The sequence below is a fragment of the Streptomyces sp. NPDC048461 genome (genome assembly GCF_055587105.1).
Genome location: NZ_JBVJGW010000009.1, coordinates 229,960 through 244,206, shown reverse-complemented (window position 1 = coordinate 244,206; position 14,247 = coordinate 229,960). Strand labels below are relative to the sequence as shown.

Genomic DNA, 14,247 nt, shown 5'->3' with positions numbered 1-14,247 from the left:
GCGGGCGGGTCAGCGGCCCGGCCGCACCGGGTACGGCTGCTGCCGCGGCCCCTGCCCCTGCCGCTCCTGCCCGGCCAGCGCATGGGCGGCGTGGGCGACGGAGGCCATGGTGACGTGGCGGTGCCAGCCGTGGAGGGAACGGCCGGCGTAGTCGCGCAGCCCCACCTCCCGGCCGGAGTTCTGGGCGCTGTGCGCGACGCGGCGGGCCTGCTTGGTCATCCGCAGCAGCGGTCCCACGGGCGGCCGGGTCAGATCGGTGATCCACAGCTGGGACGGCAGCCTGCGCGGGTCGGTCCACTCGCCGATCAGCAGCAGCTGCCGGCGGCGGGCCGGCGAGGGGTCCGGCATCATCACGCGGACCGCCGCGGCCAGCGTGCTGCGGTGCGCCGGGGAACCGGCCGGGTCGGGCCATTCGACGGGCATCCGCAGGCCCTTGACGGACTGGAGGAGGTCCACGGCGCTGAGGGCGCCGGCGCCGTAGCCGGGCAGCGAGGGGTCGGTGACCAGGAGCCTGGCGGCCGGGCTGATCCGGGCGATGACGGGCACGCGGGCCTCGGCGAAGCGGTTCATGGTCAGCCGGGTGCCGATGTCCCGGATGTCGAGGACCACGGGGCGGACGGGCAGTCCGCTGCTCCGGACGGTCTCGATGACGCCGAGGGCGGCGCACTCCTCGTACGGGACGGGCTGCGCGGGCGCGTCCTCGGCGGCGGTGGGCCGGGCGGTGTTGGCCCGCACCCCCGCGTGGCCCTCGGCGTCGGGCAGGAACAGCCGCCAGCCGACGGGGGTGGCGACCTCGGGAGAGGCGAACCAGGTGCCGAAGGCCTGCTGGCCGCGGAACATCTGCCCCTGGTGCGGGTCGAAGCGGTGGCCCGCGCCCACCGAGTGCTCGCCGCCCTTGGGGATGGCCATCGGCTGGGCGACCCACGCGGCGAGCGGTCCGTCGGCCGCGAGCCGGTGGATCAGCGCGGTGCGGATCGGCTCCCAGTCCCAGGTGGAGCTGGAGATGAAGTGGTGCAGGCTCTGCTCCGCGGCGGGCCCCCCGACCTGCGCGGCGATGCCGCGGATCGACTTGCGTCCGCTGGTGGTGAGCAGGCCCCGTACGTACTGGAGGCCCTTCTCCCGCTGGTCGCGGCGGCGGAGCGAGGCGAACACCGTGGTGCACAGGTCCTCGGTCACCTCGTCGAGCGCCTCGCGGCGGACGCGGCCCGCTCGGCCCCCTTGCGCCCCCGCGGCGGTTCCTTCCTTCCGGACGATGGTGTTCATGACGGTGGTCACGACTTTGCCCCCCTTGGCTGAGTCTGCTGCGGTCCCACCGTCCACCGGCGGCCCGGTGGCGGGGGAGGTGTTCCGGCCACCTGGCTCGGGCCGGGGGGTGGTGTCGGGCCACCACCCCCGGGGTACGGAGGGCTTCCGGCGGGGGCGGACGGCCCGGTGCGCGGCGGCCGCGGTGGCCCGACCACCGCGGAGGTGACATACGGGGGGCGCGGACGTTGTCCGCGGGGGAGCGGAGGCCCGAGGATCGCGGCACGTGACACGTCGGCCGATCGCCCTGCCGTGCACGGGACGCGGGAGGACTTCCTTGAGCACGATCCGGGAGCGGGGACCCCGCCAGGAGCGGTGCGCGCGCCGCGGGCCGGTGCGATGAGCGCGGGCGGCGCGGGCGGCGCGGGCGGCACCGACCGTACGGGCGCCCCGGCCGGCCGGGGCGGCACCGGCGGCCGCGGCGCCACGGGCGCCCACGGCAGCGCGCGCAGGGCGCTCGCGGCCATCGTCGAGGGCGTCCGCGCGGACCTGACCGTACGTCAACTGCGGGTGCCGCTCGGCGATCTGAAGAGCCTGGCCGCCGTCGGGCCGCCGCCCGTGGACGCGGTGGCCGCCCTGCGCCGGCCCGGGGGCGTCCAGGTCATCGCCGAGATCAAGCGCGCCAGCCCGTCCGCCGGCCCGCTCGCCGGCGTCCCCGACCCGGCCGCGCTGGCCGCCGAGTACGAGGCGGGCGGCGCCGCGATGGTCAGCGTCCTCACCGAGGAGCGCCGCTTCCGCGGCTGCCTGGCCGACCTCGACGCGGTCCGTGCGCGGGTCTGCGTACCGGTCCTGCGCAAGGACTTCGTCGTCACCCCGTACCAGCTGTGGGAGGCCCGGGCCCACCAGGCCGACCTCGCGCTGCTGATCGTGGCGGCGCTGCCCGGGGCCGAGCTGGCCGTGCTGGTCCGGCTCGCCGAGGACATCGGGCTGACCCCGCTGGTCGAGGTCCGCACCGAGGAGGAGGTGGCCCGCGCGGTCGCCGCCGGGGCCCGCCTGATCGTGGTCAACGCCCGTGACCCGCACACCCTGGAGGTGGACCGCCGGACCTTCGCGAAGCTCGCCGCCGCGATCCCCGACGACGTCGTCCGGATCGCCGAGTCGGGGATCCGCGACCCCGGGGACGTGGCCGCGTACGCCGCCGAGGGCGCGGACGCCGTCCTGGTCGGCGAGGCGCTGGTGACCGCCCGCGCCCCCCGCCGTGCGGTGGCCGCCCTGGTCGCCGCGGGCGCCCGGCGCCGCCAAGGCGTGTTCGGGAGGTAGCGCCGGGTGCCCGAAGGGCGCCGCGAACCAGGCGGGACTTCCCGCGCACGCCCGGGGAGCCCCGCTGAGCGACCCGGTCGGCGGTACGTCCCCGTACGCGTTCCGCCAGACTGTGCGCATGTCCATTCACCAGAACCTCCTCGGGGGCCCCGCCCCCACCCACCTCCCCGACGAGCCGGGCCGCGAGGCCATCGCCGCCGGGACCCCCGCCGTCGAGGTGGCGGCCGCGCACCCCACCTCCTCGCTCGCCTGGGCGGTCCTCGCCGACGAGGCGTTCGCCGCGGGCAACACCGTCGAGTCGTACGCCTACGCCCGTACCGGCTACCACCGCGGCCTCGACGCCCTGCGCCGGGCCGGCTGGAAGGGCCACGGCCCGGTGCCGTGGGAGCACGAGCCGAACCGCGGCTTCCTGCGCGCCCTGGGCGCCCTGTCCCGCGCGGCCGAAGCGATCGGCGAGAAGGAGGAGCACGAGCGCTGCTCGACCTTCCTGCGCGACTCCTCCCCGACGGCGGCGGACGTCCTGGGCGCCTGAGCGTCCGGCGGCGGACCGCCCGCGCGGGCGCTCGGCGGCGGGTGGCGCGGGCACGTATGTATGACCTGCGTCACTCCACGCTGGAGCGCCGGCGCGGGCGCGTCCTATGATGCGGGCAGGGGACCGGGGCTCCACTCACCCAACGGAAGGAGCGGACCGCTACCCGGAAGCACGTGTCGAGGAGACAGCGATGTCGAAAACCCTTGATGCCTCCGGAGCCGGTTCGGACACCCCGAACCTCGACTTCGACGGCACCACCCCGTACGAGGACTACGTCCAGGCGGACGTCCTCACCCACCTCCAGCACCTCCGCTCGGACGACCCCGGCGAGATGGTCTTCCTGGTCACCACCCAGGTCATGGAGCTGTGGTTCACGGTCATCGTCCACGAGTGGGAGACCGCCGCGAAGGCCGTCCGCGAGGACCGGCTGCCGGTCGCGATGGACGCGCTGAAACGATCCCTCCGCGAGCTGGAGGCCCTCAACGCCTCCTGGCGCCCGCTCGCCCAGCTCACCCCCGGGCAGTTCAACGCCTACCGCTCCGCCCTCGGCGAGGGCTCCGGCTTCCAGTCGGCGATGTACCGCCGGATGGAGTTCCTGCTGGGCGACAAGTCCGCCTCCATGCTGGTCCCGCACCGCGGCGCCCCGCGCGTCCACGCGGAGCTGGAGAAGGCCCTGCACGAGCCCAGCCTGTACGACGAGGTCCTGCGCCTCCTGGCCCGCCGCGGCCTCCCGGTCCCGTCCGCCGTCCTGGACCGCGACCTCTCGCAGCGCTACGAGCCCTCGGCCGAGGTCGAGGCCGTCTGGACGGCCCTGTACGCCGACCCCGACGCCCACCCGGACCTGCACCGCCTCGGCGAGGTCATGACGGACGTCGCCGAGCTGGTCTGGCGCTGGCGCAACGACCACCTGGTGGCGACCCGCCGCGCGATGGGCGCGAAGACCGGCACGGGCGGTTCCGCCGGGGTGACCTGGCTGGAGAAGCGCGCGACGAAGAACGTCTTCCCGGAACTCTGGACGGCGCGCAGCCATGTCTGAGCCGACCGTGTCGCAGCCGACGGCCCCGAAGGGCCCCGCCCGCGTGGCCCACGTCCCCGCCACCGCACCCGCTCCGGCCCCCCACCCGGGGGACCTGGCGGCCCGCGCCGCGCTCCTGGACACCGCCGACGAACTCGGCGGGCTCCGGGACCGCTTCACCCTCCCCGACGGCCTCGTGTACCTGGACGGCAACTCCCTCGGAGCCCTGCCGTCCGCGGTGCCGGGGGCGTTGGCGGACGTCGCCCGGCGGCAGTGGGGCGAGCTCCTCATCCGCTCCTGGGACGACTCCGACTGGTGGACCGCTCCCGAACGGATCGGCGACAAGCTCGCCCCGCTCATCGGCGCGGCCCCCGGCCAGGTGGTGGTCGGCGACTCCACCAGCGTCAACCTGTTCAAGGCGCTCGTCGGGGCGGCCCGTCTCGCCGCCCCCGGCCGCACCACCCTGCTGGTCGACGCCGCCACCTTCCCCACCGACGGCTACATCGCCGCCTCGGCGGCCCGGATGACCGGCCTGACCGTCACCCCGGTGGACCCCACGCACGCGGCGGAGGCGATGGACGCGGACACCGCCGTCGTCCTCCTCAACCACGTCGACTACCGCACCGGACGGCTCCACGACCTGGCCGCGCTGACCGCGGCGGCCCGTGCCGCCGGGGCCGTCGTCGTCTGGGACCTGTGCCACTCCGCGGGCGCCCTGCCCGTCGGCCTCGACGAGAACGCGGTGGACCTGGCGGTCGGCTGCACGTACAAGTACCTCAACGGGGGCCCCGGTTCCCCCGCGTACCTCTACATCGCCGAACGCCACCAGGCCGCCTTCGACTCCCCGCTCCCCGGCTGGACCGGGCACGCCGACCCCTTCGCCATGACCCCGGGGTACGCCCCGGCCGGTGGCGCGCGGCGCGGCCGGGTCGGCACCCCGGACATCCTGTCCATGCTGGCCCTGGAGTCGGCGCTCGACGTCTGGGACGGCGTCTCCGTCGACGCCGTGCGGGCCAAGTCCCTCGCGCTGAGCGACTTCTTCCTCGAATGCGTGGCGGCGTACGTCCCGAGCGGCCGCGTCGAGTCGGTCACCCCGGTGCGGCACGCCCACCGCGGCAGCCAGGTGTCCCTGCGCGCCGAGAACGCCCGCGAGATCATGGCGGAGCTCATCTCCCGCGACGTCATCGGGGACTTCCGCGGTCCCGACCTCCTGCGCTTCGGCTTCACCCCGCTCTACGTCGGATTCGCCGACGTAGAGCGTGCCGCGCGCACCCTGGGTCACATTTTCGGGTGACCCGGTAGCGAAACGTCACCTCACGCGGCGGGGGGGGGGGGGGGGGCCCCCCCCCCCCCCCCCCCCCCCCCGGGGCGGGGGGGCCCCCCCCCCCCCCCCCCCCCGCCGTACATCCCCGCCCCCGCACGGAACGCGCCGTTCCAGACTGATACGGTCCCGCTCTGCCGGAACACCGGAACATCTGTCCCCGCTGCCCCACGCGTTACCGAGAGGTTGAGCCGATGACGGACCCCGCCGCAGTGGAACGGGACGCCGCCGAGGCCGCCTCGGCCTTCGCCCACCCGCCCGTCGCCCCGGACGCGACCGCCGCGTACGGGGACCACCCCGACCAGGTCGTCGACTTCTACGCCCCGCGCGGCGCGGGGCGCGGCCCGGTCCCGCTGGTGGTGCTCCTGCACGGCGGCGCCTGGCGGGCCCCGTACGACCGGCAGCACGTCACCCCCTTCGCCGACTTCCTGGCCCGGCGCGGCTTCGCCGTGGCCAACGTCGAGTACCGGCGCGGCAGTCCGGTCCCGCACCAGAACGCCGACGGCCCCGTCGCGGGGCGCTGGCCCGAGACCTTCGACGACGTCGCCGCCGCGCTCGACGCCCTCCCGGCCCTCGCGGCGGCCGCCCTCCCGGACGCCGACCTCCGCCGTACGGTCGTCACCGGCCACTCGGCCGGCGGCCACCTCGCGCTGTGGGCCGCGGCCCGGCACGTCCTGCCGGCGGGATCGCCGTGGCGGCTGCCGTCCGCGCCGATGCTGCGCGGCGTGGTGGCGCTGGCCCCCATCGCGGACTTCACGGTGGCGCAGGAGCTGGACGTGTGCGGCGGCGCTTCCGGCCAGTTCCTCGGCGGGGCGGCCCACTTCGCGGAGCGGCTGCCGCACGCGGACCCCTCGGCGCTGCTGCCGACCGGGATCGCCACGGCGCTGGTCCAGGGCCGGGACGACATCGTGGTCCCGGAGCGGGTGGCGGAGTCGTACGTGGCCGCGGCGGCGCGCGCGGGCGAGCTGGTCGGCCTGACGCTGCTGGACGGCGTCGGCCACTTCCCCCTGATCGACCCGGCGGCGGACGCGTGCGCGGTGGTCTCGGAGGAGATCGCCCAACTGGCCTGGTAGGGCCCGGCGGAGGGAACGCGGAGGGGCCCGACCGATCTGACGACCGGTCGGGCCCCTCGTCCGTACGCCCCGGGAACTCAGCCGGTGAAGTAACCGCTCACGTCGGCGATCACGTCGACGGCGCCGGCGTGGTTGTAGAACGTCACCCGGCCGTCCACCACCGGGACGACCACCAGGTTGGCGACGGTCTGGCCGCCCGTGAAGTTGAGGTTCGACACGTTGGGACGCGCGACCCCGTACGGGTGGACGATCAGGTGCCCCGACGAGGTCGGGTTGGTGACCGTGACGTTCAGGACGACGGCGGTCACGCCCTTCGCGGGCACTCCCGCGACACCGGCCACCTGGAGGCTGACGAGCTCCCGCTGGCCGATGGCGCCCTGACGGGCACCGGTGCCGTCGCGGGTGTCGAGCAGCCGGACCGGGCCGGCTGCCGCGAAGGTCGAGCCGGTGGCCGCGTAGTAGCCGGTGACGTCGGCGATGAGGTCGACGGAGCCGGCGTTGTTGCGCAGGTCGACCTTGCCGTTGACGACGGGGACCGTCACCAGGTTCGGCACGATCTGCCCGGCCGCGAAGTTGAGGTTCGACACCCCGGGAACGGCCTGGCCGTTCGGGTAGACGGTGACGTGCCCGGGCGTGGTCGGTTCGACGGCGGTCACGTTCATGACGACCGCGGTCACCCCGGTGGACGGGATGCCCTTCACACCGGCGACCTGAAGGGTGACGACCCCACCGGGTCCGACCCGCTGCTGCTTCGCACCCGTACCGTCGCGCGTGTCCAGGAACCGGGACGGTGTGATCGAGTTCAGCGCCGAGCCCACACCGGCCTTGTCGGTGTAGTAGCCGGTGACGTCGGCGACGAGGTCGACGGAGCCGGCGTTGTTGCGCAGGTCGACCTTGCCGTTGACGACGGGGACCGTCACCAGGTTGGGGACGATCTGACCGGCGGCGAAGTTGAGGTTCGACACCGTCGGCACCGGCTGCCCGTTCGGGTAGACGGTGACGTGCCCGGGCGTGGTCGGTTCGACGGCGGTCACGTTCATGACGACCGCGGTCACCCCGGTGGCCGGGACGCCCTTCACGCCGGCGACCTGGAGGGTGACGACCCCGCCGGGCCCGACCCGCTGCTGCTTCGCACCGGTGCCGTCGCGCGTGTCCAGGAACCGGGACGGACCGTGCGGCACGAACCGGCTGCCCTTCTGCACGGGCGCGGGGGCGGCGGTGACCGTGTAGGCCTTGGGGATGTAGCCCGGTGAGGGCACCCCGCTGGTGTAACCGGTGCCGTCGAGGAGCAGGTCGTAGTGCCCCGGCTTCATTCCGTTCGTGTCGACCGTGACATTCAGCCGCGTTCCGTCCACGTCGGCAGCGTCGACCTCCAGGGCGCGCACCGGGGAGCCGCTCTGGACCAGCTTGAGCTTGGTACCGAAGGTGAGCCCGGTACCACGGACGACGGCGCCGGTACGGGTGCCGGCGGGACTCGTCGACGGGCTGATGTTCGTCAGGGTCGGCACGGGCGGGGGCACACACCCCTCTGCACAGACACCTTGCAGGGAGAACTGAACCGGGGTCGGAGCCTGGCCGGCACTCAACAGGAAGATCGCCTGGCCCGCTTCGTCGGGGGGTGCTGCGCAGTGGAAATTGAACGGGCCGAACGACCGGAGGCACCCGTACCTGTGTTCGTCGGCCGTCCAGTCCGATGCGCTCAGGAGGTCCAGCCACGGCTTCTGGGAGTCGAAGCCGGTGGCGCTGGTGGTACCGGAGACGTCGAGGACCTGACCTGGCCGTAGGTCGATCACTGCGCAGTAGGCGGTGGAAGTCTCGGAGAGGGTGCCCTTCCGGGCCGGGAAGTCGCTGACGGATACACGGTTGGCACTGCACTCCGGCGCCCAGCCCGCAGCCGTGCCGACCCGCCAGGTGTCGAGTTTCGCGATGCCGGGGCCACTCCCGTACAGGGTGGAGGTGATGATCGCCCTGTACGACGTGGAGCCGCTCACCTGACATGAGACGGTGTCCTGGCGGCACAGGCTCCGGCCCTGACCATCGACGACGGTCAATGTGGCACCGTACTGATCCGGCACACCGGAAGTCCGTGAGGCGATCCGGAACTTGTCCGTGACGGCCGCATCGACGTGTACGCAGAAGGCGTCCAGCGCCGAGGTCAGATCGAGGGAGAGGGACGGGCCGCCCATCTTCGTCGACGCCGGGGCCGCGCAGCGTGCGGTCTCGGAGACGTCACGCCGGACGAGCTGCGTGGTGCCCGCTCCGCCCGAGCTTGAGATCACCGCTGTGTAGGGCACACCGGCAGCCAGGGGGCAGACGGCGGACGTGCTGGAGGAGGTGGTCTCGCAGATCACGTCACCTGCCGCGTCGGCCAGCTGGACCGTCGAGTGGATGCCGTCGTTCCGGGGACCGCGGTGGTCGATCATCTCGGCGGCGGAGTGCTTGTCGCCCGGCAGGCTCAAGCAGGTCATCTGGCCGACCGCGGGAGCCGGAATCTGCATGCCCCAGGGGCCGTTGTCGAACGCGGACTGTGGCCACGTCGTGCAGCCGGCCGTCTCACCTGTCCGGTGGAGCACCACCCCGTAGGGCGTGTACGGACCACCGCTCAGCACCGCGCGGAAGGGAGCGGTGCCGGTCAGTTTGCAGATGACGTTCCCCGGGCACTGCCGGGTACCGGTCGCGTCGTACACCTCCACACTGACGATTCCGTCGGTTCCGTCCGGAGGCGGTTTCAGGATGTAGACGCCTTTTCCCGTGGCGGTCGGCAGGGTCAGGCAGACCTTCTGCCCGGGTGCACCGAAGGACCCGCCGACCGGTCCGGCCACCAGGCCGTTGTCGTGGGTCGGGGTGCAGCCCCTCGTTTCTCTGGTGGAGTGGAAGGCGATGCCGAAGGCGGCGCCTTCCACTCCGCCGGAGGGGTCGGCCGACCAGGTGTAGTCCCCGGGGGCCAGGTCGCAGGTCTCGTAGACGCAGCCGGGCACGGTTTCGCCGGCCTCGGACACGAGCGGCCAGGAGGTCGGACGTGCGGATGAGGCGACTGCGGCGACTGTGTACCCGGCTGCACGCGCGACCCGCAGGATGCGACAGGGGACTGCCGAGGTCAGATCCGGGGCGGTCCCGAAGGCCTGGGGCTCGACGATGGGACAGCCTTGCGGCCCGGAGAGGCGGGCCACGAGGTAGTCGTAGGAGACCGCAAGCCCCGCGAGCTGGAGCACCGAGATCCGGAAGGGTCCGATGCCCGTGAGCTTGCAGACGAGCGGGTAGGCCCCTCGGCCCTTGGAGGTGCAGACCTCCTTGCCCGAGGCGTCGTACACGGTCTGCAGGACTTCGTAGCGGGAGCTGTAGGAGCGCAGTACGTCACCGGACGCGAGGTCCAGTGCGTAGCAGTCGCCCGCGGAGCCGGCCGGCAGCGAGCTCTGGAACACCTTCGGTGCGGCGAGACGGTGATCGGTGGCGCCGACGTTCCTGCACGCGGCGGAGGACAGCACCGGGGTGTAGGAGACCGAGACGCGGTTCGCCCGTTCGCTGCGGTCCGTGACCCGCACCGTGTATGTCCCGGCCAGAGGGGCGGGACAGCGGAGCGTTCTGTAGCTGCGGTGGACGCTCTCACAGGTCACGATGGTGCCGCCGGGCGCGATCAGCTGGGTTTCGGACCACTCGGTCGTGATGACCTGGAGCAGTACGAGGTCCTGTTGCCGCGGCAGGGCGAGGGCGAAGGAGGCCGTTTCGGACGGGTCGACGGTGCAGGTGACGACCTCGTGCGCCGTCAGGGTCGCGGGACAGGCCCCCGACGGGTCGCTCGCGCGCAGCGCGCGGGCCGCGGCCTCCGCGGCGGCCTTCGGGTCCGGCTTCGGCGCGGCCCCGGGGCCGGCCTTCGGTGCGGCGGCGTCCGCCTGCCCGGGGGCCGGCGCCGGCGCGGTCGCGGCGGGCGGTGCGGCGGTGGCGGCCTGCGCGGTGCCGGATGGGCCCGTGAGCGTGGCCAGCAGGGTGAGCAGCAGGGCGCCCGAGGCGGCGATCGCGCGACCCCGACCCTGTCCGTTCCGTACTTTTCTGCCGATCGGCAGCGAATGCATGAACCCCCCAGTTCTTGTGGCCCGACCCCGGTGACCTGCACGGGATGACGGGCAGCCGGAGTGTAACCCCCGCTGGGGACGGTGCTCGGGGCGGGAGGGAATTGCGCCAACTGCCCGGTTCTGCCGCGGAAATCGCGGATCGGACGGCGAAGATCTCTGTACGCTGACCCCTCTGTCCTGAGCATGTTCAAAAAATGGGGGGCCGGTGCGCAGTCGCCGTCTCGTAATATCCGTGGCCGTCATCGCGGCCACCATCGCCCTCGCGCCGGGCACGGCCCTCGCGGCCGATCCGGTGGCACCGGGAGTGAGCGCTCCCGTCCGTGACCTGGGGAAGGCGGCGGAGCAGAACGTCAAGACCTTCGAGAGTCCCGCCGAGCGTACGGTCCGGCGGGTCCTGCCCGGCGGGAAGGCCCGCGCCGCCGCTCCGCAGGCCGACGGGAACCCCGGCCTGGCCATCGTGCTGCGCGCGGCCAGCACGACCGCGCACGCGGTGGAGCTGGAGACCACGGTCATCAGCGCGGACGCCGCGCTCGAAGTCGTCGTCGAATGGGGCGACCAGGCCTCGGACGTGTCCGCCGCGTCCGGCTCGACCGTGGTGAAGAGCAGCCACACGTACGCGGAACTCGGCGAGTACCCCGTCAGGGTCACGGTGAAGGACCCGGCGAACGGGGCCGAGGTCGTCAACGAGTTCACGGTCATGACCGCGGGCTCCGACTTCGTCCCGCACTCCCCGACCCGGCTGCTGGACACCCGCGACGGCACCGGCGCGGCCAAGCGCGCGGTCGCGCCGTACGGTTCGACCCGGGTGAAGGTCGGCGGCAACGGGGGGATCCCGGAGGGGGTCACCGCGGTGGCCCTCAACGTGACCGTCACCAACACCCGCAGCGGCGGCCACATCACCGCCTTCGCCGAGGGCGCCGAGCGGCCGACCACGTCGAACCTCAACTTCGAGGCCGGCCAGACGGTCCCGAACCTGGTGATCGTGCCGGTGGGCAAGAACGGCTACGTCGAACTGGCCAACCGCGGACCGGAGTCCGTCGACCTGATCGCCGACGTCACCGGCTACTTCACGCGCACCGCGGCCGGCGGCTACACCCCGATGACACCGGTCCGCTTCGTGGACACCCGCGAGGGCCTCGGCACGGCGAAGGCCATGCTGCCGGGGCAGTCCGTCTTCGGGACCCGGATCGGCGGACTGCGCGGGGTCCCGCGGGGCATCAGCGCCGTGGCGCTGAACGTGACGGTGACCAACCCGAAGCAGGACGGGCACCTGACGGTCTTCCCGGGCGGCGGCAGCGTCCCGGCGACGTCCAACGTGAACTTCACCGCGGGCCAGACCGTGGCCAACTCGGTGATCGTGCCCGTGGGACCCGACGGCAGCATCAACGTCCGCAACGGCGCCTGGTCGCCGACGGACGTCGTCGTCGACGTGGTCGGGTACTACAGCACCGCCGGCAAGGGTGCCTTCATGCCGCTCAAGCCGGGCCGGCTGCTCGACACCCGTGACCCGAGCTGGCCCCACGGCCCGCTGGCCGCCCGCGGCTACATCCACGCGGGCCTGTCCGCCGACGAGCCGGGCATCTCCGGCTACGTGCTGAACAGCACGGTCACGAACACCACCGGCACCGGCTTCCTGTCGGTCGCCCCGGACCCGAACACGGTGAAGCAGTACGAGGACGGGACCGCCGTCTTCCCCGCGCGTCCGGGCTCCTCGACCCTGAACTGGACGGCGGGCAAGACCGTGCCGAACCTGGTCCAGGCGAGCTCCGGCACCAACGGCATCGTGGACTTCTGGAACCAGGGCTGGGCCGACGTCGACCTCGTCGTGGACCTCTTCGGCTACTACGAGACCTCGTAGCAACGGGACAGGCGCACGCGAAGGGCCCCGCCCGATCACCGGATCGGACGGGGCCCTCCGTGCGCGCACTGCGGGGCGTCAGGCGCCGCTGCTCCGGCGGCGGACGCCGAGCCAGGCGGCGGCGGAGCCGAGCGCGACGAGGGTCGCGGCGAGGCCGGCGTACAGGCCGGTACGGGAGTCCGAGCCGGTGTGCGCGAGGGCTCCGCCGGCCGGCGCGGCGGCGCTCACCGGGGCGGCGGACGCCGACGCCGACGCCGACGCCGTGGGCGTGGCCGGGGCTGTGGGCGTGGCCGACGGGGTGGTGGCGGGCGTGGTCGCCGGGCCGGTCGGCGTGGCCGGGGCGGTCGGGGTGGAGGTGGGCGGGGTCACGAGGACCGAGGCCGAGGCGTCGGCGAAGGGGTGGCCGTTGCCGGTGGCGAGGCCCACCGAGGCCGTCAGCGTGACCTTGGTGGCTTGCTTGAGCGGGGTCTTCGGACCGACGGACACCCGCAGCCGCGTCACGTGCTCCCCGGAGGCGGAGCCGAAGCCCTCGGCGATCCGGGGCAGCCGGTAGGTGCCGGAGCCGTCGGACGTCAGGTCCTTCCACTGCCCGCCGACCTGGGTGCTGATCCGCAGGTCTGCGGCGGTGTTCGAGACGGTCCCGGCCGCGACGCCCGCGGTCAGGTGGGTGGCGAGGGCGGAGGCGAAGGCCCCGTCACCGGTCTGCCGGTAGGTGAGCTTCAGCTCCCGGCACCGGTCGGCTCCGGCGCCCGGCTCGCACGGACCGCTCTCCTCCAGGCGGGTGTTCAGCTTCCCGGGGGTCATCGACGGGCTCGCCTTGAAGGTGTGCGCGTCCGGCTTGGCCACCTCGTCGGCGTGGCTGGTGGCGGTCAGCGCGAGGTCGCCGTTGTTCGTCGGGTAGTCCCGGCCGAGGCCGATCGTCACCTTCCACGTCAGCGCCGAGCCCGCGGGGACGTCGAATCCGGTGCCGGGCTTGCCCGCCGGGTGGAAGAGGCCCTGCCACCCGCCGTCCTGCTGCCCGACGAGGTACTGGGTCGCGGGGGCGTCGACCGGCTCGACCTTGTAGACCAGGTCCGCCTCCTGGAGCGGGCTGGCGCCGGCCGGGGCGGCGAGCAGCCACGGGTGGAAGGGGGCCGCCTTGTCCGAGGGGTTCTTCACGGTCAGCTCGAACGTCTGCGCCGCACCACCGCGCGTCAGCGGACCGGCCGGGGCCGGGGCGCCGATCTCCACCGTCAGCACGGGCTCGCCGTCCGCCGCCGACGCGGCGTACGCGGTCAGCGGCAGCAGGGCGGTACCGGCCACGGCTGCGACGACGACGCTGGCGGCCGCGGCGGAGCGGAGGGGGCGGCGGGCGGTGCGAGCGGTGCGAGCGGTGCGGGCGGACATGGTGGACTCCCCCAAGGAATCTACGAGGACGCGCCGCGGAACGGCAGCGTGCCGGGAGGGACGAACGGAAGGCGTGCGCGGAGGCGCGGAAGGGCGCAGTGGCGGGAACGAACGGTCGGGTACCGGCAGAGCGCGGGCCCCGGGGGAGTGGTGCGGATGTCGTTCCCGGCCGGCTGTGGAGCTGCCCGGCCGCTGCGCTGTGCCGATCCTCGCGCATGCGTGATCTTGGAACTATCGGTTCCGTGTCACCGCTTCGCAACAGCCGCGGGCGGCTGCCGGCAGCCTCCGTACCCGGCGAATTCCCCGGTCGGGCCGGTGTCCGGGAACGACGGAGGGGCGGGGGGCGCGGGGGGCGGGCCCCCCCCCCCGGGGGGGCCCGGGGACCGGTGGGGCGGGTGGGCCCCCGCAGGGAGAAGCAACCTGTTTTAAC

The 14,247-nt window shown here is 74.0% G+C and carries 9 protein-coding genes; 6 read left to right on the top strand and 3 right to left on the bottom strand.

Annotated features, from left to right (window positions below; genetic code table 11):
• Nucleotides 1–9: 9 nt before the first annotated feature.
• Nucleotides 10–1,263 (bottom strand): IS701 family transposase, encoded by a 1,254-nt coding sequence (locus tag ACZ6S8_RS18325; RefSeq protein ID WP_469457000.1) that lies wholly within the window; start codon nucleotides 1,261–1,263, stop codon nucleotides 10–12.
• A gap of 354 nt (nucleotides 1,264–1,617) precedes the next feature.
• Here ACZ6S8_RS18325 and trpC point away from each other — a divergent pair, with 354 nt between their 5' ends.
• From trpC to ACZ6S8_RS18300, 5 genes are all read left to right on the top strand, one after another.
• Entirely contained in the window at nucleotides 1,618–2,562 is a 945-nt protein-coding gene (gene trpC / locus ACZ6S8_RS18320) for an indole-3-glycerol phosphate synthase TrpC (protein WP_469456880.1), read from the top strand.
• A gap of 118 nt (nucleotides 2,563–2,680) precedes the next feature.
• Nucleotides 2,681–3,094 (top strand): DUF3151 domain-containing protein, encoded by a 414-nt coding sequence (locus ACZ6S8_RS18315; protein WP_469456877.1) that lies wholly within the window; start codon nucleotides 2,681–2,683, stop codon nucleotides 3,092–3,094.
• A gap of 190 nt (nucleotides 3,095–3,284) precedes the next feature.
• Nucleotides 3,285–4,130 carry a tryptophan 2,3-dioxygenase family protein gene (locus tag ACZ6S8_RS18310; RefSeq protein WP_469456876.1) on the top strand — a complete coding sequence of 282 codons (846 nt, stop codon included), beginning with the start codon at nucleotides 3,285–3,287 and terminating at the stop codon, nucleotides 4,128–4,130.
• Nucleotides 4,123–5,403 carry a kynureninase gene (gene kynU, locus ACZ6S8_RS18305; RefSeq protein ID WP_469456874.1) on the top strand — a complete coding sequence of 427 codons (1,281 nt, stop codon included), beginning with the start codon at nucleotides 4,123–4,125 and terminating at the stop codon, nucleotides 5,401–5,403. Before ACZ6S8_RS18310 ends, kynU begins: the two co-directional genes overlap by 8 nt.
• A gap of 221 nt (nucleotides 5,404–5,624) precedes the next feature.
• Nucleotides 5,625–6,503, top strand: coding sequence for an alpha/beta hydrolase (locus ACZ6S8_RS18300; RefSeq protein ID WP_469456873.1), 879 nt, complete (start codon nucleotides 5,625–5,627; stop codon nucleotides 6,501–6,503).
• A 77-nt stretch (nucleotides 6,504–6,580) separates the two neighbouring features.
• Here the strand turns inward: ACZ6S8_RS18300 and ACZ6S8_RS18295 are convergent, their stop codons facing one another.
• Entirely contained in the window at nucleotides 6,581–10,573 is a 3,993-nt protein-coding gene (locus ACZ6S8_RS18295) for a hypothetical protein (RefSeq protein WP_469456871.1), read from the bottom strand.
• A 232-nt stretch (nucleotides 10,574–10,805) separates the two neighbouring features.
• Between ACZ6S8_RS18295 and ACZ6S8_RS18290 the strand changes: the two genes are divergently transcribed.
• Nucleotides 10,806–12,431, top strand: coding sequence for a hypothetical protein (locus ACZ6S8_RS18290; RefSeq protein WP_469456869.1), 1,626 nt, complete (start codon nucleotides 10,806–10,808; stop codon nucleotides 12,429–12,431).
• Between the two features lie 78 nt (nucleotides 12,432–12,509).
• Here ACZ6S8_RS18290 and ACZ6S8_RS18285 read toward each other — a convergent pair whose 3' ends face one another.
• Nucleotides 12,510–13,817 carry a hypothetical protein gene (locus ACZ6S8_RS18285; protein ID WP_469456868.1) on the bottom strand — a complete coding sequence of 436 codons (1,308 nt, stop codon included), beginning with the start codon at nucleotides 13,815–13,817 and terminating at the stop codon, nucleotides 12,510–12,512.
• Nucleotides 13,818–14,247 lie beyond the last annotated feature (430 nt).